The sequence below is a fragment of the Vibrio sp. 1-1(7) genome (assembly GCF_013048485.1).
Lineage (GTDB): Bacteria > Pseudomonadota > Gammaproteobacteria > Enterobacterales > Vibrionaceae > Vibrio > Vibrio fujianensis.
The window spans coordinates 21403-47886 of record NZ_VHSP01000005.1; the positions used below are offsets into that span (position 1 = coordinate 21403).

Consider the following 26484-nt stretch of genomic DNA (forward strand, 5'->3'; position numbering starts at 1 on the left):
GAATAGTTGAATTATAAGTCAATGAGTAATGATGGTGTTAATTGTGTGTAAAAAATCCCACGGGGATCCGTGGGCAAAATGCATGGGCGAGGTATGACGCGCGACATGATTACCTGGCGCTACAAGCGATATTCGCTCTCGCTAGTTTGTTTCATTGGCGGCAATTTATCATGGTCTTTTCAACGGATACGGTTCGTTGAATATCAGCAAACCTTGGTTGACAGAGCTGAATCAAATCTTGTACTGATAGAGCAATGCCTGCTAAAGAAGAGCCACTGCTAATGGTGACAATTGAATGCTGTAAAATGGCATGATCAAATAAAATAGGCATTGATGTTTTAAGGCACAGTGGCGTGACTGTGCCAACCGGATATCCGGTAATTGATTCGACTTGCGAGCGATCGACACAGGTCATTCTCCGCCACTCTAATACTTGACGAACTTTTTTGGGGTCAACTGCAGCATTACCCGGTATGCAGGCTAATGCCAGACGATTTCCCATATCTCGTAGGAGGAGAGTTTTGACCATTTGACTAGCAAGAATACCACGCTGACGCGCGGTTTCTTCAATCGTAATGGTCGCGGTTTGATGAGGTAGTAGCTGGTAGCTAACCTGATGGCTGTCTAGATACTGGGTAATGGCAGTAGAAAACGGCTTATTCATCATCTAACGTATACGGCAGTGGGCAGATAGTCCAGTGAGTTTCAGGTTGTTCAGTGAGTCTCAATTTTGTTTCCGGCTCAAGGTTATTGGGCAGGACAATTAACCCTATCGCCGTTTGGTCGGTAAAGCTGTAATGCGCCATGAGTTCGCCAGCATGACGCCAGTTTTCACCGACCGCACGTTCTAATGAATAGGCTTGTTCGGAAGCGAGTGGTTGCTGAGTATTACCTTGTACGATATACATCGCTCGTTTATTGATACCGCGATACTTGGCTCTGGCTACGGTTTCTTGCCCTGTGTAGCAACCTTTTGTAAAACTAATACCACCAAGCGACTGTAAGTTTAATGCTTGTGGGATGTGTTCATTTTGTTGTGTGTGATGAATGATGGGATAGGCGTGTTGAATATCAAAATAGGTCCAGATGGCAGGATCCACTTTGTTGGCATCACTTTGATTGAGCCACGCTTCAGCCGTTGATTCTTCTATCAGTAATAGCCAGCGTAAAGCATCGATTTTTACTGCGGTACCGTTTGGTAATGGGCGAACATCTTCCCGACTTGAAGTGAAACGATTGATCCATGCCTCTGCTCCTACCCCCATAATACCCAAAGCGATATCGGTGCTTTCTCTGATTTCAACTTTAGAGAAAATGGCGTATTTTTTTAGTTCATGTAGCTCTGCTTCAATGGCCGATTGAGGTTGGAACATGGCGTAGCGATCATGATGATGAAAGAGACGAAAAGCAGACCATACTTTTCCTTTCGCATCACAATGTGCCCCCCAGCAAGATTGTCCTGTTTCTAGGCTGACCACATTACAGGTCACTTGCCCTTGCAGGTAATTTTTTTTATCGTCGCCAGATAACTCAATCACGCCCCAATGGGTTAAGTGACTAATCATTAGCTCTGGGAGTGGTGTACTGTTGGTGATAGCGAGTGTGGTAAATGTATTTTTCCAATTCATATTTTTTACCTGAGTAAGACTCTTTCCGTTATGTTAATCTGGATCAACTTTTTTGTCAGCTTGAACAGGGACTGTGACTAAGCTACTAGTTGAATTTAACATTGGTTGTTACACTTGGCGAAATTAAATATTAAGGTGAGGAAAGCCAATGTACACTACGGAAGAAAAAGCGCGCATCAAATGGGCATGCCGACGTGGAATGCTTGAACTTGATGTAGTTATCATGCCGTTCTTTGAAGAGTGTTTTGAATCATTAAGTAAGACAGAACAGCAAGATTTTGTTTCGTTACTTGAATGTGATGATCCTGACCTTTTTACTTGGATCATGGGACATGGCCGCTCAGAAAATTTGGGTCATGCAGCGATGGTAGACAAAATTGTCGCACATAATCTTAGCAAGGTCCGTTAAGCTTTATTTAAAGCCTTCTTTTCTCGCTCATATCATCGCCTTTTCTCTGTTGGCGGCTCTGGTGTGGGCGATCTTAGCTTCCTCTATTCCACTTGTTGCCAGCATGGCGATGATTGCTTTGCTTTTCTCCTATCCAGTATTGAGTTGGCTCCCCACATCTTTACAAGATGAGATTGAAATCAATTTTTCAGGAGAGTTACGTGTGGGTGACGATGATTTTGTTTTTCATCAGGTCGATTTTCTCTATCGACATCTTTTCTTGATTATTCGAGGTCAAGGGGCGCGTTGGTTATTGTGGCGCGATAGCTGTGATGAATCTGACTACCGACAGCTATTGGTGAAATTAAAACGGGAGCAGTATCGCTCCCATTAATATTATTTGGTTGGTGTCAAAATAGTTGGCCCGCTATTTTCTAGTTGATCGGGATAATCTAACGTATAGTGCAGGCCTCGGCTCTCTTTACGTAGCATCGCACAGCGTACCATCAGTTCTGCCACTTGCAGCAAGTTACGTAATTCCAACAAGTTATTCGACACTCTGAAGTTGCTGTAGTACTCATGCGTTTCTTGCTGTAGCAGTTGAATGCGACGCAGTGCACGCTGTAAACGTTTATCGGTTCGAACAATGCCCATGTAGTCCCACATAAATAGGCGCAGTTCGTGCCAGTTGTGCTGAATAACCACTTCTTCATCCGAGCAAGTGACTTTGCTTTCGTCCCAGTTTGGTAATGAAGGCGGCATTTGTGCACAAGGGTGACGACGAAGAATATCTTGTGCAGCAGACCAAGCATAAACCACACATTCTAATAATGAATTAGAAGCCATACGGTTTGCTCCGTGTAAACCGGTATAACTCACTTCACCAATGGCATACAGTTGAGCAAGATCGGTTTGTCCTTGTTGGTTGATCATTACGCCTCCGCAGGTGTAGTGAGCGGCAGGAACAATCGGTATCGGTTCTTTGGTCATATCAATGCCAAGATCCATCAAGCGGGTGTAAATGGTAGGAAAATGCTTTTCGATAAAGTCGGCTGGTTTATGGCTGATGTCTAAATACATGCAGTCTGCACCTAAGCGTTTCATTTCATAGTCGATGGCACGAGCAACAATATCTCTAGGTGCCAGTTCAGCGCGCTTATCGAAATCAGGCATGAAGCGGGAACCATCAGGGCGGCGAAGGTACGCTCCCTCGCCACGTAAGGCTTCAGTAAGTAAGAAGTTTCGAGCTTCTGGGTGATATAAGCATGTTGGATGGAATTGGTTGAATTCAAGGTTAGCGACTCGGCAACCTGCACGCCAAGCCATAGCAATACCATCACCAGAAGAAACATCGGGGTTTGAGGTGTATTGATAAACTTTAGATGCGCCACCTGTCGCAAGTACCACAAATTTGGCTCGAATGGTTTCAACATGCTCGACGTTACGATTCCAAACATAGGCCCCTATGACTTTATTTGCTTTGCCGCCAATCTTGTCTTCAGTAATTAAATCGAGTGCATTGTAACGTTCGAATAGTCGAATGTTAGGGTGGTTATGCACGTTATCTTGCAAAGAGGTCTGCATCGCCATTCCTGTGGCATCCGCAGCGTGCAGTATTCGTCGGTGGCTATGGCCTCCTTCACGAGTTAAATGATAACGAGGATGTGCATCGTCATCATTCTCTTCTCTGTCAAAAGGAACGCCACCATCAATCAACCACTGAACACAGGCTTTGGCATGCTCAGCAATGAATTGGACGGTCTCTTGATTACAGATTCCGGCACCGGCAATTAAAGTATCTTGAACATGAGATTCGATACTGTCAGATTCATCAAAGACGGCAGCGATACCGCCTTGTGCATAATAGGTTGCCCCTTCACTACGAGGTCCTTTGCTCAATACGATGACATTGCACTGCTCGGCAACTTGCAGCGCTAAGGATAATCCTGCGGCACCGCTGCCGATAACTAATACATCGCATTGATGTTCTCGATTTACGTCCATAAGATGGTTAACTTCCTGAACTCAAAGTAGAGTGTTCCTACTCTAGATTAAAATAAAACACGAATGGTATTCGGGTTATTAGTGGTTTTATTCGGTCAACTCGCGAGTGGATCAAGCTCGGTGAATCCTTTATGTCGCTTGAGATCTCATTCGCATTACCTGCCGTGCAGTCGGCTTGGTTGTCTAGCATGTCGCTCGTGACAATAACGCCAAGCAAGCTAACTTGCAGGTAAAGACAATATGTTATAAATGCTATTGTCTTTTCTAAAGGCTATCCCCACTATGTGCGGGTGTCGATAATTAATTTAGACGAATGCCATACAAGCAAAACGAATTTCCATACGAGAGTTAAGCGGGTTACTGCATAAGACTGCGGTATTAAGGCGAAATATTTTACCTTATACTTGAACTTTTTCTCGTTTATTGAGTCACAATAGTGCTCATGTAGGCAGTGGTGTCAAGACAACATTCTGCATAATTAGAGTCCATATCTGAGAAGGTAAGGGAGATAACAATAGGAGTAACCGCTCGAATGAACGATCAACTGACCGATCAAGTGTTGATTGAGCGAGTTCAGAACGGGGATAAGCAAGCATTCAATCTGTTGGTATTGAGATATCAAAACAAGGTTTGCAATCTTATTTCTAGGTATGTGAGCAATTCTGGAGATGTGGCGGATGTTGCACAAGAAGCCTTTATCAAAGCTTATCGTGCCATCCCAACATTTCGTGGCGAGAGTGCGTTTTATACTTGGCTGTATCGCATTGCTGTTAATACCGCGAAAAATCATATCGTTGCGCAAAGCCGCCGGCCGCCGGCCAACGATGTTGATGCTGAAGAAGCTGAATTTTACGAAGGTGGTAATGCACTCAAAGAAATATCGAACCCTGAAAACATTACGTTGTCCAAGGAATTAAAGCAGGTGATATTTAGCGCAATAGAAGCATTGCCTGAGGATTTAAAAACCGCGATGACGTTGCGAGAGCTGGAAGGCTTAAGTTACGAAGATATCGCAGAAGTCATGGATTGCCCCGTTGGTACGGTGCGTTCTCGTATCTTCCGTGCTCGTGAAGCGGTTGAAAAGCGAATTAAATCGTTTTTATAACGCCGCATAGTGAGCAACAAAAATGGTGAAAATAATGGCTGACAAAGAAAAACTTTCAGCATTCATGGATGGCGAATTGGTTGATAATGTGCTGATACAAGAATTAGAGCACGACTCAGAGAGCCTCGGCACGTGGAAAAATTACCATCTTATTGGTGATGTTATGCGTGGGGATACACCTCAATCTGAATGGAATATCGCTGAAAGTGTCGCTCTGGCATTAGAACATGAACCAGTACATCGCTCGTTCACCAGCTCTGAGCGTATCACTGATCTGCACTTGGCGAAACTAGAGGCTCAGCCTAAGGTTAGTCAAGCTCGTCGCCAGTTGCCTACTTGGTTTAGCCAACTCGGGCAAGTGGCGATTGCTGCGAGTGTGTCACTTGCTGTCATCATTGGTGTGCAACAATATGGTGGCAATGAAGCTACCAGCGCACAAGAAGCGCAGCTACCTGTGCTACAGACGGTGCCATTTGCGGGTAGTGCCGAACCGGTCAGTTTGACCCGAGATTCAGTCGCAAGGCATGGTAGCAGCGAAGCGAATATGCAAGAACAACGTCGTCGTATCAATGCATTATTGCAAGACTATGAACTACAGTTGAGACTCAATAGTGAGAATTTGACCTCTCACCCTGACCCAGTTGAAACGGTAATTGAATGAAAAAATTTCTGATCAGTGCGTTGACACTGTTCAGTCTGAATGTAACGCCGGCCTTTGCAGAAACGCCTTCTGCAGAGGCTTTGTTGCATCAGATGAACGAAGCCAGTCAACAGCTTAATTATGAGTTGTCTTATATTCTGATTAAGAAAAATAGCATAGAACCTTTGCTTTACCGCCATGCTCATCAAGAGAGCCAACAGTTCGCTCATCTTATTTATTTGAGTGGCCCAGTACGCGAAGTGATTCGTCGCGGTAATGAAGTCAGTTATGTTGAACCGGGTGTTGAGCCTTTTACGATTGAATCCGGTAACATGGTGGCTCCGACGATTCCTATGCTCAATAGTGATGTCGCACAACTTAGCCAATATTATGATTTTGTAAAAATGGGCCGCGCGCGTGAAGCTGGAACAGCTTGTCAGGTTCTACGTATTGTGCCCAAAGATGGCCTCCGTTACTCTTATGTTTTGTGGATCGATGAACACAGTGCACTACCTCTGCGTGCCGACTTAGTCGATCGTGATGGTGAAGTATTAGAGCAGTACCGTACTATTTCGTATTCGATTAACGATAAATTGGCCTCTTTGATGGCCGGATTAAATAATGTTCAACTGCCAGAGGTATTATCTTTACCTAAAGGTAATATCCAAGAAACATTCTGGACTGTCGGGTGGAAGCCAGAAGGTTTTCAACCACTTGAGCTGAATCGTTATCGTATGGCAATGACCGAGCGTTTGGTGGAAAGCCAGATGTTTTCCGATGGGCTGTTTAATTTTTCTGTCTATGTATCGAGTCGTGATAATCATTCACTAAAAGGGCAGTTAGTCCGTCAAGGGCGTCGCACGGTGCATAGTTTTGTCAGTGGAGAGAACGAAGTGTCGGTGGTGGGTGATATTCCTCCCGCAACCGCACAGCGTATTGCCCAATCGGTGATTTTTGAACATGCCGGAGTAAAAAATCAATGATGACTGCACTGGCAACCGTGACAGCGGTGGAGCGTCATGCACTAGGTTATTGGGTCGATCTGAGTTGTGAGCAACAAACGAGTTGTAGCCATTGTCAGTCGTCTAAGAGTTGTGGTACGGGGATGGTTTCTAAAGCGCTAGGCAATAAAGCATTAGCTTGGCGCTTAGACAGTGAAAAGCCAGTGTCAACAGGGCAAGTGGTAGAAATTGGCTTTCCAGAAAAAAGCTTATTGCAATCGGCGGCTTTGGTTTACCTTGTGCCGCTATTTATGATGATCGTCGGTGCACTGATCGCTGAAATTTGGCTTGCTCCTTGGCTAAGTATGGGGGAAGGTGTCGTGATCGGCTGTGCTTTGCTTGCTATGATATTTGGCGTGATGCTGGCGAGATATTATTCAACCCGTTTATCAAAAAATTCCGTTCAACAAGTGATACTATTGCGAGTACTAGGACAGCCTATTCTTTAAATTATGGTGCGAAGCCTAGCGAAATTCGGTAGAATCGGCCAACTTAATTGAAATACCACCTCGGTGGTGTTTTTTATTCCCTAATCAGCAAAGAGTTTAGTCATCCCAAACCTATGAAGCACATTCGTAATTTTTCGATTATCGCCCACATTGATCATGGTAAATCGACCTTATCCGACCGTTTAATCCAAGTATGTGGTGGGTTGAGCGATCGTGAAATGGCAGAACAAGTTCTTGATTCAATGGATCTTGAACGTGAGCGTGGTATCACCATTAAAGCGCAGAGTGTGACTCTCGACTACCAAGCTAACGACGGCGAAACTTATCAACTAAACTTTATCGATACGCCAGGGCATGTGGATTTCTCTTATGAGGTCTCTCGTTCTCTAGCTGCTTGTGAAGGCGCGCTTTTGGTGGTTGATGCCGGTCAGGGAGTGGAAGCTCAGACACTGGCTAATTGCTATACCGCGATCGAAATGGATCTTGAGGTGGTGCCTATCCTCAATAAAATTGATTTACCGGCAGCAGAGCCTGAACGAGTGGCAGAGGAAATCGAAGATATTGTTGGTATCGACGCTGTTGATGCTGTTCGTTGTTCAGCTAAAACTGGGCTCGGTGTTGACGAAGTGCTAGAGAAAATTGTTTCCGCCATTCCCGCACCCGAAGGCGATCCTGATGCTCCGTTACAAGCGCTTATTATTGACTCCTGGTTTGATAATTATTTAGGGGTTGTTTCTTTAGTGCGGATTAAAAACGGTAGCCTGAAGAAAAACGATAAAATCAAAGTGATGAGTACTGGGCAAATCTGGGGGGTTGATCGTATTGGTATTTTCACGCCAAAACAGGTTGATACTTCTGGGCTGAATACTGGAGAAGTTGGTTGGGTCGTTTGTGGTATTAAAGACATCCTTGGCGCACCCGTGGGGGATACCTTAACGCTGGCTAAAAATGGTTGTGAAAAACCACTACCTGGGTTTAAAAAGGTTAAACCCCAAGTCTATGCTGGGTTGTTCCCCGTCTCTTCAGACGATTATGAAAACTTCCGTGATGCATTAGGAAAACTCAGCCTCAATGATGCCTCGTTGTTCTATGAACCAGAGACATCGGCAGCACTAGGTTTTGGTTTCCGCTGTGGCTTCTTAGGTATGCTACATATGGAGATCATTCAAGAGCGTTTAGAACGAGAATATGATCTTGATTTGATCACCACGGCACCAACGGTGGTGTATGAAGTTCTCAAAACCGATCACGAAATGCTTTATGTGGATAGTCCGGCTAAGTTACCTGCTATCAATGATATCGAAGAAATTCGTGAGCCGATTGCTCGTTGTAATATTCTTGTGCCTTCCGACTATCTTGGCAGTGTGATTACCTTATGTGTCGAAAAACGTGGCACACAAGTCGATATGGTCTACCATGGCAACCAAGTGGCGTTGACTTATGATATTCCAATGGCCGAAGTTGTGCTTGATTTCTTTGATCGTTTGAAGTCAACCTCGCGCGGTTATGCGTCATTAGATTATGGCTTCCAACGTTTCCAAGCGTCCGATATGGTTAGAGTCGATGTATTGCTTAATGGTGATAAAGTCGATGCACTAGCTATTATTACTCATAAAGACCAGGCACAAACACGTGGCCGTCAGTTGGTGGAGAAAATGAAAGAATTCATTCCTCGCCAAATGTTTGATATTGCGATCCAAGCGGCTATTGGTAATCATATTATTGCTCGTTCAACCGTTAAGCAGTTGCGTAAAAACGTCTTGGCCAAATGTTATGGCGGTGATGTGAGCCGTAAGAAAAAATTATTGAAAAAACAAAAAGAAGGTAAAAAACGCATGAAGCAAATTGGTAATGTTGAATTACCACAAGAAGCGTTTTTAGCCATTTTACATGTTGGTAAAGACTAGCTATTTTGATGCGATAGAGCGATCCAGTAGCAACTCTCAAGTGAAAGGGTCTTGGCTCTTTCACTTTCGTATTTTTAGATAAGGGAAGGTAATGGCGAATACATTTTCACTCATGCTGGTGATCGTGACTCTTGTCACTGGGATTATCTGGGCACTTGAGAAATGGCTGTGGAAGAAAAAGCGCCAGCAGCGCTTTGCTGAGCTTAAAGTTGATGCTCAAGCCAGTGAGCTAAAACAAGCTACGCAACCTTGGTGGGTTGAAAATTCAGTCTCTATCTTCCCTGTTATCGCCTTTGTACTGATTCTCCGTTCATTTATTTTTGAACCTTTCCAGATCCCTTCGGGATCGATGATGCCAACCTTATTAGTAGGCGATTTTATTCTAGTTGAAAAGTATGCTTATGGATTAAAAGATCCGGTTTGGCGTACGCAACTTGTGGAAACGGGCAAGCCAGAACGTGGTGATGTTGTGGTCTTTAAATACCCACCCAATCCTAGTGTTGACTATATAAAACGAGTGGTCGGCATGCCGGGTGATATCGTGCGCTACAGTACAGAAAAAGAAATTTGTATCCAATCACCGAATACAACTGATTGCCAGCCAGTTAAATTATCTAATGTGGTGGAAAGTGAGTTTATGCAAAGCCGCATTCCACTGATTCAAATGGATGAACAATTGGGTGAAAAAGCTCATAATATCTTAATTAATCCGTTGCGGATTGATAATGTACAAGATTACCACCCTCGTGCGGGAGTGAATGAGTGGGTGGTTCCACAAGGACACTATTTTGTCATGGGTGATAACCGTGACAACAGTGCTGATAGCCGTTTTTGGGGCTTTGTTCCAGAAGAAAACTTAGTCGGTAAAGCCGTTGCGATTTGGATCAGCTTTGAGTTTGATCGCAGTCCAGACAGTTTGTTACCAACTTGGATTCCAACCGGCGTGCGCTTTAGCCGCATCGGTGGCATTAATTAGGCAGTTATACTGGCCCGTAACACATCGAGAGAGCATGAATTCTCCAATTAATAGATTAGAAACAAAGCTTTGTTATCAATTTAATGATGCGACGCTGATTGAGTTGGCACTGACCCATCGCAGTGCCAACGGAAAACATAATGAACGTCTTGAGTTTCTGGGCGATTCAATTTTAAGTTTTGTCATTGCTGATGAGCTATATCATCGTTTTCCTAAGATTAATGAAGGCGATATGAGCCGTATGCGTGCAACGCTAGTACGTGGTAATACATTAGCGGAATTAGGCCGAGAGTTTGGCTTAGGAGATTACTTAAAATTAGGTCCAGGTGAGTTGAAGAGCGGTGGTTTCCGTCGTGATTCGATTTTGGCTGACGCAGTAGAAGCTATTATAGGCGCAATATATTTAGATAGTGATATCGAGATGGTTCGCACCATTATCTTGGGTTGGTATCAAAGCCGATTAGAGGCAATTGAACCCGGTGTATCACAAAAAGATCCAAAAACACGCTTGCAAGAATTCTTGCAAGGAAGAAGAAGCCCACTACCGCTGTATAATGTGACTCATATTAAAGGTGAAGCACATAATCAACAGTTTACGGTATCGTGTACAGTGGCCGGTATTGCTAAGCCGGTGATCGGGAAAGGAACTAGCCGTCGTAAAGCGGAGCAAGCCGCCGCAGAAATCGCTTTGGAGCAATTAACTCATGGCTGATAAAGAATTCGATCTCGACGCGTATTTTGCGTCTCACGGTGAAGATGCCTCATCTTCTTCTTTGCCGGACAATCAACACTGCGGATTTATCGCGATTGTGGGCCGCCCTAATGTAGGTAAGTCGACATTACTGAATAATATTTTAGGGCAGAAGATCTCGATTACATCGCGCAAACCTCAAACAACACGCCATCGAATTATGGGGGTCGATACGCGTGGTGACTACCAAGCGATTTATGTTGATACTCCTGGACTGCACATTGAGGAAAAACGAGCGATCAACCGCTTGATGAACCGCGCGGCAAGTAGCTCGTTAAGTGATGTTAACTTGGTGTTATTTGTCGTGGATGGAACGCATTGGACGGCTGACGATGAAATGGTTTTGCATAAATTACAACAAGCCAATTTCCCTGTCGTGCTTTGCGTTAATAAAGTCGATAACGTAAAAGATCGTAATGAAGTGATGCTGCACATGCAATCGCTGTCTAAATTAATGGACTTCGTTGATGTGGTGCCGATTTCAGCAAAGCATGGCAAAAATATCGATGTGCTACATAAGCACGTGCGTAGCCATCTTCCTAAAGCCGTTCATCACTTTCCTGAAGAGTATGTCACGGATCGTTCTCAACGTTTTATGGCATCAGAAATTATTCGTGAAAAACTGATGCGTTTTACCGGTGAAGAACTGCCTTATTCTGTGACGGTAGAAATTGAACGGTTTGATTACAACCCTGAAACGGATGGTTTTCATATCAATGCACTGATCTTAGTTGAACGTATTGGGCAAAAGAAAATGGTGATCGGTAAAAAGGGTGAGAAAATTAAAACCATCGGTCGTGAAGCTCGGTTAGATATGGAAGAATTATTTGGCCGTAAGGTTTATTTAGAAACCTGGGTTAAAGTTAAATCTGGTTGGGCTGATGATGAGCGTGCTTTGCGTTCACTTGGTTATATTGATGATCTTTAACGATAATATTTGATTATTCACTCATAGGTGAGTCACGATGGTTGGGGGCGCTATGCTTGATGGTTTTCAGCGTTGCTTTGTTTTACATCGTCGCCCCTATAGTGAATCGAGCTTGATTTTAGACATCTTTAGTGAAGAGTTTGGTCGTTTATCCGTAATGGCAAAAGGCGCGAGAGGGAAACGATCAAACTTGAAAGGTGCACTACAACCTTTCACGCCACTGCTTTTGAAATGGTCAGGTAAAAGTGCAATGAAAACCCTGCGCCAAGCTGAGCCGATCAGTTTAGGGCTTCCCCTCAATGGCATTCATCTCTATTCTGCAATGTATGTTAATGAGTTAATTGGGCGCATTCTTGTGCCTGAAGTGCCAAGCCCTGGGTTATTCCATGATTATCTTTTTGCTCTGACAGAACTGGCGCAAAATAACAATCCAGAACCGGCATTACGCCGTTTTGAATTAGCCTTATTATCATCAATGGGTTATGGGATTGATTTTCTTCATTGTGCGGGAACGGGAGAACCTGTTGATCCCAACATGACTTATCGATATCGAGAACAAAAGGGATTCATTGCATCGGTTCGGCGCGATCATTTAACTTTTTATGGCGATGAATTGATCGCCATTAGCGAACGCCGTTTTACCACGAAAGCACAATTACAAGCTGCCAAGCGCTTTACACGCATAGCGTTAAAGCCATACCTTGGCGGGAAACCGTTAAAAAGTCGGGAGTTATTCCGGCAAACAACGCTATCTAGAGCACGGAGTATAGGAACATGAGCTCAATTCTTTTAGGTGTTAATATCGACCATGTTGCCACACTACGCAATGCGCGTGGCACTCGTTATCCCGATCCCGTTCATGCGGCTGAAATAGCAGAACGAGCGGGTGCTGATGGCATCACGGTTCACCTGCGAGAAGATCGTCGCCATATTCAAGATCGAGATGTGCGTATTTTACGTGAAACGATCCAAACGCGTATGAATTTAGAAATGGCGGTCACGGATGAGATGGTTGAAATCGCCTTGCAAACCAAACCTGAATTTGTTTGTTTAGTTCCAGAAAAGCGTGAGGAATTGACAACCGAAGGCGGGTTAGACGTTGTCGGCCAACTGGCTAAGATCAAAGCAGCGACCGAAAAATTGACCGCAGCGGGAATTAAAGTTTCCCTCTTTATTGATGCAGATAAAGAGCAGATCGATGCAGCTAAAGCGTGCGGCGCACCTTTTATTGAGCTACATACCGGGCATTATGCGGATGCCATTTGTGATGATGAACAGCAAAGTGAACTGAAAAAAATCGCCGCCGCTGCGGCCTATGCTGATGATCAAGGCATTACCGTCAATGCGGGGCATGGGCTGACTTATCATAATGTTTCTGCGATAGCCGCTATTCCCGAAATCTACGAATTGAATATTGGCCATTCCATTATTGGTCGCGCACTCTTTGATGGCTTAGACAAAGCGGTCGCCGAGATGAGATGCATAATGCAATCTGCCCGTAAATAGGTTAAATGACATTATGGCGATCGTCGGACTTGGAACAGATATAACGGAGATCGTTCGTATCGAAAAGGCATTATCACGTAGTGGTGATGCCTTTGCTGCGCGTATTTTAACGCCAGATGAATTGATGGTATTTGATGCGTTAAAACAAAAAGCCCGTTACTTAGCCAAACGTTTTGCCGCCAAAGAAGCTGCCTCTAAAGCTTTAGGAACGGGTATCGCTCATGGCGTTAGTTTTCAAGATTTCCACATCAATAATGATGTGAATGGAAAACCTTTGTTGATTCTGAGCGGTAAAGCGGCTGAATTTGCCTCGGCCGCTCAGGTTACTTCAATCCACCTTTCTCTGTCTGATGAGCGCCACTACGCTTTGGCGACGGTTATTTTTGAGTCCAATGCTTAAGGTTATGTTGGTGATGGAATGTAGTTTTTGGCTTGGGCTAATACCTTCTCCATCTCATCTTGTAACTCAAATAGTTCTGGCTCTATATCGCTAATAATACTGCCTGAACGTAGCATTTGTTCTAGTGATGCACACACGGTTTTAAGTGATGGTACACCACTGTATGAACAGCTACCATGCAGTTTATGAATGTGGTGTAGTAAGTCGTCAATTGGGTATGAGGCTTCTGCTAATGCTTGCTCGATGACTTGGGCAACTTCTGGAATATAATCAAGCAAAAGAGAGAGCATTTCTTGTGCGAGTGCACTTTTCCCTGCCGCTTGCTTTAAAGCGAGATCCCAGTCGATAACGGGTTTGATCGCCATTGATGGTGCGGTTGTTGCTGGTGCTAGCGCTGTTCCCGACAAGGGGAGGGGGACGAATGTATCGACCGTTCTTCTCGGACTCCAGTGTAAGAGAACTTGTTGTAAAACCTGTTCTTCAATTGGCTTGGTGAGATAATCATCCATTCCTGCCTTTAGTAATCTATCTCGCTCGCCAAGCATAGCATGAGCTGTTACCGCGATAATTGGGGTTTGGGCATTGAGCGGTAATTGTTTGATCGCCTTACAAGCAGCCACTCCATCCATATGGGGCATCTGAATATCCATCAGAATAATATCAAATGACTGTTGTTTTGCTTGCTCTACTGCCGAAACGCCATCAGTACAAGCGATCACTTGATCGACACGTTCCTGTAATAATGCCGTGATTAACTTCAGGTTGGCTGGGTTATCATCCACCGCCATAACCGTCAACGGCAACTTGTCTTGATGAGTGACAGGTTCAGGCATTTCTACGGCTTGAGGCTGATGATCAATTAAAATTTGCAGTAATTTTTTACGAGAGAGAGGCTTGGTCAGGCACTGAATTGGATAAGTTTTCATGAGCTGATCCGCCAGTGCGAGTTCGGTGCTGGGGATGCCAACAATGATATGTGGAGCTAGTGTGATGGCTTGCTCTACCCACTGTTTAACGTGAGCGGTATTCGTTTCTTTATTGGGAGATAAATTCAGTAAGATATAATCATAATGGCCTGATTCTTCTGGTATTGTTGAATGATAGGTGACGACTAGGCCTGCTTGAATCAATTGTTGTTGAACAATCGAAGCCGCTTGGATATTCGGTTCGATCAATAATAAATGTTTTTGATTCAGGACTTGGGGATCAACACTATCACTAATCGGCAGATCGGTCGCATGTAAGCGTAGGGTAAACCAAAAGGTGGAACCTTGATGAAGACGACTGGTTAAACTGATTTCTCCGCCCATTTGACTGACCAGTTTTTGGGTAATGACTAACCCTAATCCTGTTCCTCCATAACGGCGCGAAATACTGGCATCAGCTTGACTAAAGGCTTGGAATAGCTGAGCTTGTTGACGCTCAGAAATGCCTATCCCGGTGTCTCGGACCATAAATTGCAGTTCTACGGTGTCATCCCTTTGCGCTCTCATTTCCACACTCACATCAATATTGCCTCGTTCGGTAAATTTGATGGAATTACCGACTAAGTTGGTTAATACCTGCTGAATACGTAGCGGATCGCCTACTAGACCTACCGGGATTTTTGAGTCAATTTTGAGGGTGATTTCTAGACCTTTTTCATGGGCACTGGTCGCTTGCAGATTGACCACTTCTTCAAGGGTTTCTTGAAATTCAAATGGAATGTTTTCTAGGGCCAGTTTCCCCGCTTCTAGTTTAGAGAAATCAAGGATATCATTGATGATGGTTAATAAGTTATTTGCTGATTTCTCAATGGTTTGAAGGTAGTCAGCTTGGCTGTTAGTTAACTGGGTTTTGAGCATTTGGCGGGTAAATCCGATCACCCCATTGAGTGGTGTGCGTAGCTCATGTGACATATTAGCTAAAAACTCAGATTTCACTCTAGCGGCTTCTTGAGCGCGTTTTTTAGCAATATCTAACTCAATGTTTTGGATTTCCAATTGCTCAAGTGTTTCACGTAGATCCGAAGTCGCTTGATCAATACTATGTTGCATTTCGACATGGTATTCAGAGAGTGAAACCGCCATCGCATTAATGCCATTTTTGAGATCATCTAATTCACCGTGCATTTTCTCTTCAATTCGCACATCTAAATGCCCACGACGAATACGATCGACCATATTTTTCATATGTGTGATGGGGCGAGTCACGTCGTGCATCAATCGGAAAGCAAAAACGCCGGAAAGGGTCAAGCCCATGATTAACACCAGACAAGCTGAAAAAATTTCTTGGTATTGCTGTAAACGTAAAGAAGAGAGATCTAACTCTATCGCGATATACCCTAATGCCGGACTTGAGGTAGCACTGATATTCTCTTCTATCAAGCGTGTTTCAGATAAAATAGGCGTACGTAAAATTAACGTATTATTATAAAGTTGTGAGCTACCTAAGACTGGAATTGCTTGATCTTTCGGATACATTAATGCTTCAAAATTAGGGTGAAAGTTTGAGGTGACGAATAACTCGTGCTGTGAATCGAAAACAGCGATACTGCGTACAAACTTTGAATGTTTACGGTGGGCATAACTAATAATGCGGCGAACCGATTCGCGACTTTGATTTTTTAAGCCTTCTTCACTGGCAATGGCCAGCGGTTCGATAATACTTGCCCCAGAGTTGATGACTTGAACTTCTAAATCGTGATAGCGATTAAAGGAAAATAAGGCGCTAAGCAATAACCCAATGATTAAGGTTGGAGCTAAAGTAAGAGTAATAACGCGCGCACGTAAGCCATATTTGGTCATTATTGTCTAAACATCGTGGTGTGGATATGGGAAAATAACCCGCATTGAGTGTTGCCAAGCTATTCAAGGAGACAATAGCTTAATGCAATCACCCAGCTTTCGACAATCTTCCCCGTGCAGAATAGTGATGCTCGGGCCAAAAACCTTTTATCAATCACAGTTAGGCAGAGCATGGCACGTTTTTTTCAACCGAAGAAGAACCCTTCCCCCTCATCGAAACATCAGTCGGTGAGTGTCAGTAAACTCGATCATCTCGGAGCTGGTATTGCGTATCAGAAAGGTAAAGCGATTTTTATTGATGGGGCTTTGCCTGGTGAAGAGGTCGTTATTCAATTAACAGAAAGTAAGAGTAAATTTGCCAGAGCGAAACTGATTAAAGTTTTACAGACCAGCCCTGAACGGGTTACACCGTTTTGTGCTTATTATCAGCAGTGCGGTGGCTGTGATTTACAACATCTTGAGCATGCAGCGCAAATAGCCCATAAACAACAGACGCTTTCTCAGTTAATGAGTAAGTTTGCTAACCAGCAGCTAGACTTGTCAGAGCCGATTTGTGGGAAGGAAAAAGGCTACCGTCGCCGAACTCGTCTGAGCCTATTATGGGATAAAAAAACTCAGCAACTTCAATTTGGTTTTCGTCGTAAGCAAAGTAAACAGATTGTCACGATCACCCATTGCCCAGTACTTGAACCAAGTCTCAACCAGTTATTACCCGCCCTTCAAGCACGGCTAAGCACGCTGAGCCAACCTCATCAACTCGGGCATGTGGAATTGGTCAAAGGTGACAACACCATCGCACTGATGCTTCGTCATCTTGCTCCGCTCAGTCAAGTGGATCAAGAGCGATTACTCTCTTTCGCCTCAGAACATCAACTGGCATTATATTTACAGCCAACGCCCGAGCAGATTGAACATCAGTGTGGTGAGGTGCCTTACTACCGAGAGGTGGAGGCATCTATTTCTTTTCTTCCGAACCATTTTATTCAGGTCAATCAATCGGTCAATCATCAGATGGTTGAGCAAGCTATCACCTGGTTGGATGTTCAAAGCGATGATCGAGTGCTAGATTTATTCTGTGGCTTGGGCAATTTTAGCTTACCTATCGCCAAATTAGCTCAGTCGGTTGTCGGTGTTGAAGGCGTGGATGCGATGGTTAAATGGGCACAACACAATGCTGAGTTAAACCAGATCAAGACGGCCACCTTTTACCAAGCAAATTTGGAACAAGAGATGACCCGACAAGCATGGGCGGCAGATAAGTTTGATAAAATCTTACTTGATCCAGCTCGAGCTGGTGCAGCGGGCGTTATCGAACACCTTGCACGGCTTGGTGCTGAACGCGTGGTGTACGTATCGTGTAACCCAGCCACGCTGGCGCGTGATAGTCACAGTTTATTGAATCAGGGATATCAGTTGGCTAAATTGACTATGCTTGATATGTTTCCCCATACCAGCCACTTGGAATCGATGGCTCTGTTTGTAAAAACTCGGTAAATGACCGAACTTTCAAGCGTGAAAGTAGGTCGAAAGCATGAATTATAATAATTAGGACACCTCTATGGTTGCGGTACGTAGCGCACACTTAAACCCAGATGAACAGTTTGAGCTAGAAAAATGGATTGCTGGTTTAGGGCAAGAAGCAAAAACGGCGGCGAAGCTGAGCGAAGTCTATCGTCAATGCGAGCAGTTACTTGAAGGACACCCTCAAAGCTCATTATTACTGTGGCGAGGGCGGGAGATGATCGAAATATTGATCACCTTATCGATGGATAGAGCGACACTCGTGGCCGCTCTGCTGTTCCCTATTGCAATCAGCGGAGCATTGGATGCTGAAGAACTGGAAGCTGGCTATGGTAAGGAGACCGTCAAACTGATTCACGGTGTGGAAGAGATGGCTGCGATTGGTCAACTCAATGTCACACTGCGAGGCAGTGAAGCTTCAGCCCAAGTAGACAATGTGCGGCGAATGTTATTGGCTATGGTCGATGATTTTCGCTGTGTGGTGATCAAGCTGGCTGAACGAATTTGCAATCTACGTGAAGTTAAAGATCAACCAGACGAGGTGCGTCGCGCTGCCGCAAAAGAGTGTGCCAATATTTATGCGCCATTAGCCAACCGGCTTGGTATTGGTCAACTCAAATGGGAAATTGAAGATTACGCATTTCGTTACCAACAACCCGACACATATAAGCAGATCGCCAAACAACTTTCTGAACGCCGAATCGTGCGCGAGCAGTACATTCGAGATTTTGTCGATGATCTTCGCCAAGAGATGCAAGCGTCTAGCATTAATGCGGAGGTAAGTGGCCGCCCCAAACACATTTACAGCATCTGGCGAAAAATGCAGAAGAAAAATCTGGCATTTGACGAGCTATTCGACGTGCGCGCGGTTCGAATCATCGCCGATAAACTACAAGATTGCTACGCCGCATTGGGGATTGTGCATACCAAATATAAGCATTTGCCTAATGAATTTGATGATTATGTGGCTAATCCGAAGCCGAATGGTTATCAATCCATCCATACGGTGATTCTTGGCCCAGAAGGAAAAACGATAGAAATTCAGATTCGTACCAAACAGATGCATGAGGACTCAGAATTAGGCGTTGCGGCGCACTGGAAATATAAAGAAGGCAGTAGTGCTGGACGCAGCGGGTACGATGAAAAAATCACTTGGCTACGTAAGTTGTTGGATTGGCAAGAAGAAATGTCTGATTCTGGCGAAATGTTGGATGAACTGCGTAGTCAAGTGTTTGATGATCGCGTCTACGCCTTTACCCCGCGTGGCGATGTGGTCGATTTACCCATGGGAGCGACCCCGCTTGATTTCGCCTATCATATCCACTCAGAGGTTGGACATCGCTGTATCGGTGCCAAAGTCGGGGGGCGCATTGTGCCGTTTACCCATAAACTGCACATGGGCGATCAAGTAGAAATCATCACCGCTAAAGAACCCAACCCTTCTCGTGACTGGTTAAATCCGTCACTCGGTTTTGTTCATTCAGGGCGGGCACGAGCAAAAATCAATGCTTGGTTCCGTAAACAAAGCCGAGAGAAAAACTTAGAAGCAGGACGAGAGATCCTTGAAAACGAATTAGCCAAAATCGGTGCGACCTTAAAAGATGCAGAACTCTATGCGCTGAAACGTTTTAACGTAAACAGTGCAGATGAAATGTATGTTGGCGTTGGTAGTGGTGATTTACGGATTAACCAAATTGTCAATCATATCAATGCATTGGTCAATAAACCAACGGCTGAAGAAGAAGATAAACTGGCTCTTGAAAAACTGGTTGGAGAAACCAAGCCGATCGTCGGTAGCCAAACGCATAAAGATGCGGTTGTGGTGGAGGGGGTCGATAATTTGATGACGCATTTGGCGCGTTGTTGCCAACCGATCCCTGGTGATGATATTCGTGGTTATATTACCCAAGGACGTGGTATTTCAGTGCATCGAAGTGATTGCGAACAATTAGAAGAGCTGAGCCACCATGCGCCTGAGCGAATTATTAATACCGTTTGGGGGAGAGGTTTTGTCGGGAGTTATCGTTTAACATTACGAGTTGAAGCCATGGAGCGAGGAGGGCTACTGAAAGACATCACGACCTTGCTGGCCAATGAGAAAATCAAAGTGATCAGCATGAAAAGTCGTAGTGACTATAAGCGTCAGCTCTCCATTATGGATTTTGAACTTGAACTCAATAATATCGAGGTTCTACAACGTATCTCGAAACGCATTGAGCATATTAAAGATGTGATGTTGGTTAAGCGATTAGGTTAATTGAGCAGCATTTATAACGAGGTTAGCGCGCCAGTTCTGCCTCGTTTTTTTATTGAGAGGTAACATGGCCCATCCTATTTTACAGCTTGAACAAATTATGAATCAGTTACGAGATCCTGAGCATGGTTGTCCATGGGATCGCAAGCAAAGTTTTGCCAGCATTGTGCCTCATACCATTGAAGAAACTTATGAAGTGGTGGAGGCAATCGACAAACAAGATTGGCCAAACCTACGAGAAGAGCTTGGGGATCTCCTTTTTCAGGTGATCTTTTATAGCCAATTGGCAAAAGAACAGGGTTTATTCGATTTTTCAGCGGTCGTTGAAACGGTGAATGAAAAATTAATTCGCCGCCATCCTCATGTTTTTTCTAATCTTCAGTTTACCGATTCAGCTCAGTTGGCCGCTAACTGGGAGGCTGAAAAAGCCAAAGAAAAACACCAAGCAGGCAAAACAGAACAAAGTATTCTAGACTCAATACCACAAGCGTTACCAGCCTTAATGCGCGCCAATAAAATTCAACAAAAATGCGCGAAATATGGCTTTGACTGGGACACCCTTGGCCCGGTGGCCGAGAAAGTACAGGAAGAATTGGCTGAAGTGATGGAAGAAGCACTTCAAGTCGAGGTTGATGAGCAAAAAGTAGAAGAAGAACTTGGCGATCTGCTGTTTGCCACGGTCAATTTGGTTCGCCATTTAGGTAAAGATCCAGAAATAGCGTTAATGAAAGCCAATCAAAAATTTGTGCGTCGTTTCCAAGGGGTGGAGCAATTGGCGCAGGCGCATCATCAGCCCTTAACCCATTTTTCGTTAGCTGAACTTGATGCGATGTGGGAACAAGTTAAACAGAGAGAAAAAGAGAAAGTTGAGCCTTTTTTAAGTAAAAATAGCAATAAAAAGCACGATTGAGCAGAGAAAATAAACCGAGTTCAATCTGTTTGATTTGAAGCAAAAAATAAAAAACTGAGTGTGATAGATTTCACGTTGTGGCGATAAATGGGTTCTGGTATAGTTTCATCCCGTCCAGAAGAAATCCATTTCCCTCATTCAACCAATTTCAGGTTAAACATGACGACAAATTATATTTTTGTTACTGGCGGGGTCGTATCCTCTCTAGGTAAAGGTATTGCAGCAGCATCGCTTGCGGCGATTTTAGAAGCTCGTGGTTTAAAAGTGACCATGATGAAGCTTGACCCTTACATCAACGTTGATCCCGGCACAATGAGCCCAACTCAACATGGTGAAGTGTTTGTCACGGAAGATGGCGCTGAAACTGACCTTGACCTTGGCCATTACGAACGTTTCATTCGTACTAAAATGACCAAGCGCAATAACTTTACTGCTGGTCGTGTTTATGCCGATGTCTTGCGTAAAGAGCGCCGTGGTGACTACCTTGGAGCTACAATTCAGGTCATTCCTCATATTACTAATGCGATAAAAGATCGCGTGCTTGCTGGCTCTGAAGGCCATGATGTTGCTATCGTTGAAGTCGGTGGTACCGTCGGTGATATTGAATCACTGCCATTTATGGAAGCCATTCGTCAGCTTGCCATTGAAGTTGGTCGCGAGAATGCGATGTTTATGCATTTAACCTTGGTGCCATATCTCGCGGCAGCCGGTGAAGTGAAAACCAAACCGACCCAACACTCAGTTAAAGAGTTGCTTTCTATCGGAATTCAACCAGATATTTTGGTTTGTCGTAGTGATCGTGTGATCCCTGCTAACGAGCGTAAAAAAATCGCTTTATTCTGTAACGTGCCAGAAAAAGCCGTTATTTCGATGAAAGATGTTGATTCTATTTATAAAATCCCACAATTAATTAAATCTCAAGGTTTAGATGATTTAGTCTGTGCGCGTTTTGGTATTACCGCACCAGAGGCGGATCTTTCTGAGTGGGAACGAGTTATTTATGAAGAAGCCAACCCAACGGGTGAAGTCACCATTGGTATGGTAGGCAAATATATTGAATTGCCAGATGCGTATAAATCGGTCAATGAAGCCCTAAAACATGCAGGGCTGAAGAATCGCCTTAGCGTGACCATTAAGTATATCGATTCACAAGATGTTGAAACCAAAGGGGTTGATATCTTACAAGGTGTGGATGCTATTTTGGTTCCGGGTGGTTTTGGTGACCGAGGCATTGAAGGTAAGATTCTTGCCGCCCAATATGCTCGTGAAAACGGTGTCCCTTATCTTGGTATCTGCTTAGGTATGCAGGTTGCACTGATTGAGTATGCAAGAAATGTCGCGGGTATGACTGGTGCACATTCAACAGAATTTAACAAAGAAAGCCCGTATCCTGTGGTAGGCTTAATCACAGAATGGGTTGACAGTGAAGGTAAGGTTGAAGAACGTACCGAAAGTTCAGATTTAGGCGGTACGATGCGTTTAGGTTCTCAACTTTGCCACCTAACGAAAGGGACAAAAGCGTATGAATTGTACGGAAGTGCCACAATTCATGAACGTCATCGTCATCGTTATGAAGTAAACAACAACCTTCGTCCACAAATTGAAAAAGCCGGCTTGAAGGTTTCTGGGTTATCCGCAGATAAAAAACTGGTTGAGGTGATTGAAAATCCAGCGCATCCATGGTTTATTGCGGCTCAATTCCACCCAGAATTTACATCGACTCCGCGTGATGGGCATCCACTATTTGCTGGTTTCGTCAAAGCAGCGGGTCAGTTCCAACGCGGTGAATTAAAGTAAAAGGATATGGGTAGCGGCTTAAGTTGTGCCGCTATCCTTTTAGTTTTGACATTTAAATTCAATGAGAGGAAACATTAATGTCTAAGATCGTTAAAGTTCTAGGTCGTGAAATTATCGACTCACGTGGTAACCCAACTGTTGAAGCGGAAGTTCACCTAGAAGGCGGTTTCGTTGGTATGGCGGCTGCTCCATCTGGTGCATCAACTGGTTCTCGTGAAGCACTTGAGTTGCGCGATGGCGACAAAGCTCGTTTCCTAGGTAAAGGTGTTCTTAAAGCTGTGGCGGCTGTTAATGGTCCGATCGCGGAAGCATTAATCGGTAAAGATGCCAAAGATCAAGCTGCAATCGACCAAATCATGATTGACTTAGATGGTACGGAAAACAAATCTAAATTTGGTGCCAACGCTATCCTAGCTGTTTCTTTAGCAAACGCTAAAGCAGCAGCAGCAGCGAAAGGCATGCCTCTTTATGAGCACATTGCTGAGCTAAATGGCACTGCAGGTCAGTTCTCTATGCCATTACCAATGATGAATATCATCAACGGTGGTGAGCACGCCGATAACAACGTTGACATCCAAGAGTTCATGATCCAACCAGTTGGCGCAAAAACGCTAAAAGAAGCTGTACGTATCGGTTCTGAAGTATTCCATAACCTAGCTAAAGTGCTTAAGTCTAAAGGTTATAATACAGCGGTTGGTGACGAAGGTGGTTTCGCTCCTAACCTTAAATCTAACGCTGAAGCGCTAGAAGTTATTGCAGAAGCAGTTGCTGCTGCTGGCTATGAGCTAGGCAAAGACGTTACTCTAGCGATGGACTGTGCAGCCTCTGAGTTCTTTGACAAAGACGCTGGCATCTACAACATGAAAGGCGAAGGTAAAACCTTCACTTCTGAAGAGTTCAACCATTACCTAGCTGAGTTGGTTGAGAAGTTCCCAATCGTATCTATCGAAGATGGTCTAGATGAGTCTGACTGGACTGGTTTTGCACACCAAACTCAACTGCTAGGCAATAAGATCCAATTGGTTGGTGACGATCTATTTGTTACAAATACTAAGATCCTTGCTGAAGGTATTGAGAAAGGCGTTGCTAACTCTATCTTGATCAAGTTCAACCAAATCGGTTCTCTAACCGAAACTCTTGCTGCAATTAAGATGGCTAAAGATGCAGGTTACACTGCTGTTATCTCTCACCGCAGTGGCGAAACTGAAGACGCAACTATCGCTGATCTAGCGGTAGGTACTGCTGCAGGTCAAATCAAAACAGGTTCTATGAGCCGTTCTGACCGTGTTGCTAAGTACAACCAATTGATCCGTATCGAAGAAGCGCTAGGTGCTCGTGCTCCTTTCAACGGTCTTAAAGAAGTTAAAGGCCAAGCATAATTTCTCGCGAAATCGCTTAGCTTTGTTATAGTAAAACGCCCTACTGAAATGTAGGGCGTTTTTGTAGCACAAGCCATCTAGCTATTTATCTTGGTTGATTGGATTGAGCGTTATTAGTGCCGATCTAAAGCGGCAATCGCTTGAATTCGGCGTTGAGTTAATTGCTCTCTAATGGCCTTCCCTTGAAAACCCTCTGTAATAATCTGCTGAACATCAACAGTTAATGCTGCCTGATAAGCTTGGTTAAAGAGTACACTCTGTGGGTAAGGTGTCTCTTCACATCCTAAGCGGCCTGCATGATCGGCTTGGCAGCAAAGTAATACCTCATTTAAACGCGCTGGTTTACGCCATACGTCTAATTTGTCGAGTATTTTGAGTTTGGTGCTGGCTTTTAATTCCGCTGCTCTATGAATGTTTGAGTGCTGCTCGCAGACTAATAAGGCTAATTCTTTAAACTCATTAGGAATCCGCACACGCTCACATAACCGCTTGATAATGCCGATGCCAGTCTGGCAGTGCATTTTATGGCTCGGCCATTGTGCTTTGGGGGTTACCCCTTTGCCAAGGTCATGAACTTGGGCCGCAAAGCGTACGGTTAAAGAAGATGACAGTTGAGCGGCTTGTTTGGCAACCAATAATGTATGAATACCGGTGTCGATTTCTGGATGCCATTGTTCAGGCTGTGGCACACCAAAAAGACGCTCCAGTTCAGGAAGTACCACCGCGAGTGCACCACATTCATGCAGTACCGCAAGGAAAACCTCGGGGCTTGGTGTTGCCAGTGATTTATGCCACTCTTGCCAAATCCGTTCGGGCGTTAAGTGGCTGAGTTCACCAGATTGACTGATTTGCTGCATCAATTGCTGGGTCTCTTTAGCAATCGTAAAACCAAGATGGGCCAGCTTGGCAGCAAAGCGTGCGACACGTAAAACTCGCAGTGGATCTTCAACAAACGCTTTTGATACATGGCGTAAGATACGCTGCTCAATATCTTTTTTTCCACCATAGGGATCAATCAATTCACCTTGGCTGTTTTGAGCTATGGCATTAATGGTTAAATCACGTCGAGCCAAATCTTCCTCAAGTGTCACATCTTGAGCGTAATAACAGGCAAAGCCTGTATAACCTGCACCGGTTTTACGTTCGGTGCGCGCTAAGGCATATTCTTGCTTTGTTTTGGGGTGCAAGAAGACGGGAAAATCTTTTCCAACCGCTTGATAACCTTCTCGCAGCATCTGCTCTGGGCTACTGCCGACGACCACCCAATCTTTATCATAAACAGGAAGGTTAAGTAATTGATCGCGGACGGCTCCGCCAACTAGGTAAATTTGCACTTGCATTCCTTGTAGTCGTTAGATAAAAACGGCCACCTAAGGTGGCCGTGATAAAGAACAATCGTCGCTATGCCCATCCTGCTGGGTTACGCTTACGTCTTGGAATAATGTGCGGCAAGAGTAAGCCAAACAGTAAGCCTCCACCTGCGACGCCGCCGCCATACATAAAGTATTTCAGCAGTAAATCTTCTTTCTGGGTATCTAGTTTTGCACGAAGTTCACGAACTTCTGCTTGTGATGCAGTGAGCTGTTGGCTAATCTCGCCGTAGCTTTTTTCTAAATCGGCAATTTGTTTATTGCGAGCGTCTAATGAATCGATTAAGCCGGCTTTTTCACTATCAGCATTCTGCCGAGCGTTGGCCAATTGGCTTTTTACTTCTTTCAACTCCTTTTCCAGCAGAGGAAGACGTACTGCCATGCTGATATCTCGCGTGACAAAGCGGCTTTCCACCCAGCCATCACGGCCTCGACTATCGACCACTTGGCTATAGCCGGTTTCTTTATTGGTATTGAGCAGTTTTATTTTTTCTCCCGCATCAATCGAACCAATAATTCGATATTGATTACTTGGACCTGAATGCATATAAGTAAACAATTTATCTGCGATATAGCGGTCTTGTGCAAGCGTTGGTGCGGTCAAGAGAGAAAATAGCACCATGCAGACGAGTTTTTTCACGGTTTATCCCTTAGTTATGGTCAATGTTGCGATGGACAAATTTTCTCACCTAGAGAGTAAACACGCAATTGAGTGTTTTATGAGAATTTGGTCGCGCTTTTAAGGTTGTTTGGCTGATAGTAAAAACTTTATGGACTTGGTGCA

24 protein-coding genes are annotated in these 26484 nt (G+C 44.4%); 18 read left to right on the top strand and 6 right to left on the bottom strand.

The features are described from left to right. Positions 1-151 precede the first annotated feature (151 nt). Positions 152-664: an aminoacyl-tRNA deacylase gene (locus FKN05_RS14100; protein WP_170887843.1), complete on the bottom strand. Its 513-nt coding sequence runs from the start codon at positions 662-664 to the stop codon at positions 152-154. Next, complete coding sequence (gene ygfZ, locus FKN05_RS14105) at positions 657-1628, bottom strand: tRNA-modifying protein YgfZ (protein WP_170887793.1); 972 nt, start codon at positions 1626-1628, stop codon at positions 657-659. Before ygfZ ends, FKN05_RS14100 begins: the two co-directional genes overlap by 8 nt. 148 nt (positions 1629-1776) lie before the next feature. Here ygfZ and FKN05_RS14110 point away from each other — a divergent pair, with 148 nt between their 5' ends. Then, positions 1777-2037, top strand: a complete 261-nt coding sequence (locus FKN05_RS14110; protein ID WP_099610546.1) for an FAD assembly factor SdhE — start codon at positions 1777-1779, stop codon at positions 2035-2037. 61 nt (positions 2038-2098) lie between these two features. Next, positions 2099-2410 carry a hypothetical protein gene (locus FKN05_RS14115; protein ID WP_099610547.1) on the top strand — a complete coding sequence of 104 codons (312 nt, stop codon included), beginning with the start codon at positions 2099-2101 and terminating at the stop codon, positions 2408-2410. A gap of 2 nt (positions 2411-2412) precedes the next feature. Here FKN05_RS14115 and nadB read toward each other — a convergent pair whose 3' ends face one another. Beyond that, positions 2413-4020, bottom strand: coding sequence for an L-aspartate oxidase (gene nadB / locus FKN05_RS14120; protein ID WP_161428468.1), 1608 nt, complete (start codon positions 4018-4020; stop codon positions 2413-2415). A gap of 532 nt (positions 4021-4552) precedes the next feature. Between nadB and rpoE the strand changes: the two genes are divergently transcribed. The 11 genes from rpoE to acpS all read left to right on the top strand — a co-directional run bounded on the left by rpoE (position 4553) and on the right by acpS (position 13683). Next, a complete protein-coding gene (gene rpoE, locus FKN05_RS14125; RefSeq protein ID WP_099610549.1) occupies positions 4553-5125 on the top strand; it encodes an RNA polymerase sigma factor RpoE in 573 nt (190 codons plus the stop codon). 34 nt (positions 5126-5159) lie between these two features. Further along, positions 5160-5786 carry a sigma-E factor negative regulatory protein gene (locus FKN05_RS14130; RefSeq protein ID WP_099610550.1) on the top strand — a complete coding sequence of 209 codons (627 nt, stop codon included), beginning with the start codon at positions 5160-5162 and terminating at the stop codon, positions 5784-5786. After that, the gene (gene rseB / locus FKN05_RS14135; RefSeq protein WP_170887794.1) at positions 5783-6748 is read left to right on the top strand and encodes a sigma-E factor regulatory protein RseB; all 966 of its coding nucleotides are present in this window, start codon (positions 5783-5785) and stop codon (positions 6746-6748) included. Before FKN05_RS14130 ends, rseB begins: the two co-directional genes overlap by 4 nt. After that, the gene (locus FKN05_RS14140) at positions 6745-7215 is read left to right on the top strand and encodes a SoxR reducing system RseC family protein (protein ID WP_099610552.1); all 471 of its coding nucleotides are present in this window, start codon (positions 6745-6747) and stop codon (positions 7213-7215) included. The genes rseB and FKN05_RS14140 overlap by 4 nt, the downstream gene beginning before the upstream one ends. Before the next feature lie 113 nt (positions 7216-7328). Then, complete coding sequence (lepA, locus tag FKN05_RS14145) at positions 7329-9122, top strand: translation elongation factor 4 (RefSeq protein WP_161428070.1); 1794 nt, start codon at positions 7329-7331, stop codon at positions 9120-9122. Between the two features lie 91 nt (positions 9123-9213). Further along, complete coding sequence (gene lepB, locus FKN05_RS14150; RefSeq protein ID WP_099610554.1) at positions 9214-10098, top strand: signal peptidase I; 885 nt, start codon at positions 9214-9216, stop codon at positions 10096-10098. A gap of 34 nt (positions 10099-10132) precedes the next feature. Continuing rightward, a complete protein-coding gene (gene rnc, locus FKN05_RS14155) occupies positions 10133-10810 on the top strand; it encodes a ribonuclease III (protein ID WP_099610555.1) in 678 nt (225 codons plus the stop codon). Continuing rightward, positions 10803-11777 (top strand): GTPase Era, encoded by a 975-nt coding sequence (era, locus tag FKN05_RS14160; protein WP_099610556.1) that lies wholly within the window; start codon positions 10803-10805, stop codon positions 11775-11777. Before rnc ends, era begins: the two co-directional genes overlap by 8 nt. 52 nt (positions 11778-11829) lie before the next feature. Further along, complete coding sequence (gene recO, locus FKN05_RS14165; protein ID WP_161428069.1) at positions 11830-12555, top strand: DNA repair protein RecO; 726 nt, start codon at positions 11830-11832, stop codon at positions 12553-12555. After that, positions 12552-13283, top strand: coding sequence for a pyridoxine 5'-phosphate synthase (pdxJ, locus tag FKN05_RS14170; protein ID WP_099610557.1), 732 nt, complete (start codon positions 12552-12554; stop codon positions 13281-13283). The genes recO and pdxJ overlap by 4 nt, the downstream gene beginning before the upstream one ends. A gap of 13 nt (positions 13284-13296) precedes the next feature. Next, entirely contained in the window at positions 13297-13683 is a 387-nt protein-coding gene (acpS, locus tag FKN05_RS14175) for a holo-ACP synthase (RefSeq protein ID WP_099610558.1), read from the top strand. 2 nt (positions 13684-13685) lie between these two features. Here acpS and barA read toward each other — a convergent pair whose 3' ends face one another. Continuing rightward, a complete protein-coding gene (gene barA, locus FKN05_RS14180; protein ID WP_170887795.1) occupies positions 13686-16469 on the bottom strand; it encodes a two-component sensor histidine kinase BarA in 2784 nt (927 codons plus the stop codon). Positions 16470-16640: 171 nt separating this feature from the next. On the opposite strand from barA, the gene rlmD reads away from it, so the two are divergent. From rlmD to eno, 5 genes are all read left to right on the top strand, one after another. Then, positions 16641-17963: a 23S rRNA (uracil(1939)-C(5))-methyltransferase RlmD gene (rlmD, locus tag FKN05_RS14185; protein ID WP_099610560.1), complete on the top strand. Its 1323-nt coding sequence runs from the start codon at positions 16641-16643 to the stop codon at positions 17961-17963. A 64-nt stretch (positions 17964-18027) separates the two neighbouring features. Then, the gene (relA, locus tag FKN05_RS14190) at positions 18028-20247 is read left to right on the top strand and encodes a GTP diphosphokinase (RefSeq protein ID WP_099610561.1); all 2220 of its coding nucleotides are present in this window, start codon (positions 18028-18030) and stop codon (positions 20245-20247) included. A gap of 64 nt (positions 20248-20311) precedes the next feature. Further along, on the top strand, positions 20312-21154 hold the full coding sequence (gene mazG / locus FKN05_RS14195) for a nucleoside triphosphate pyrophosphohydrolase (protein WP_099610562.1): 843 nt from the start codon (positions 20312-20314) through the stop codon (positions 21152-21154). A 159-nt stretch (positions 21155-21313) separates the two neighbouring features. Beyond that, the gene (gene pyrG, locus FKN05_RS14200) at positions 21314-22951 is read left to right on the top strand and encodes a CTP synthase (protein ID WP_161428063.1); all 1638 of its coding nucleotides are present in this window, start codon (positions 21314-21316) and stop codon (positions 22949-22951) included. A 77-nt stretch (positions 22952-23028) separates the two neighbouring features. Further along, positions 23029-24330, top strand: a complete 1302-nt coding sequence (gene eno / locus FKN05_RS14205) for a phosphopyruvate hydratase (protein ID WP_099610563.1) — start codon at positions 23029-23031, stop codon at positions 24328-24330. 113 nt (positions 24331-24443) lie between these two features. Here eno and FKN05_RS14210 read toward each other — a convergent pair whose 3' ends face one another. Together FKN05_RS14210 and FKN05_RS14215 are read right to left on the bottom strand one after the other, a co-directional pair. After that, positions 24444-25664: a multifunctional CCA addition/repair protein gene (locus FKN05_RS14210; protein ID WP_170887796.1), complete on the bottom strand. Its 1221-nt coding sequence runs from the start codon at positions 25662-25664 to the stop codon at positions 24444-24446. A 67-nt stretch (positions 25665-25731) separates the two neighbouring features. Beyond that, positions 25732-26340 (bottom strand): TIGR04211 family SH3 domain-containing protein, encoded by a 609-nt coding sequence (locus FKN05_RS14215; protein ID WP_099610564.1) that lies wholly within the window; start codon positions 26338-26340, stop codon positions 25732-25734. Between the last annotated feature and the right edge of the window lie 144 nt (positions 26341-26484).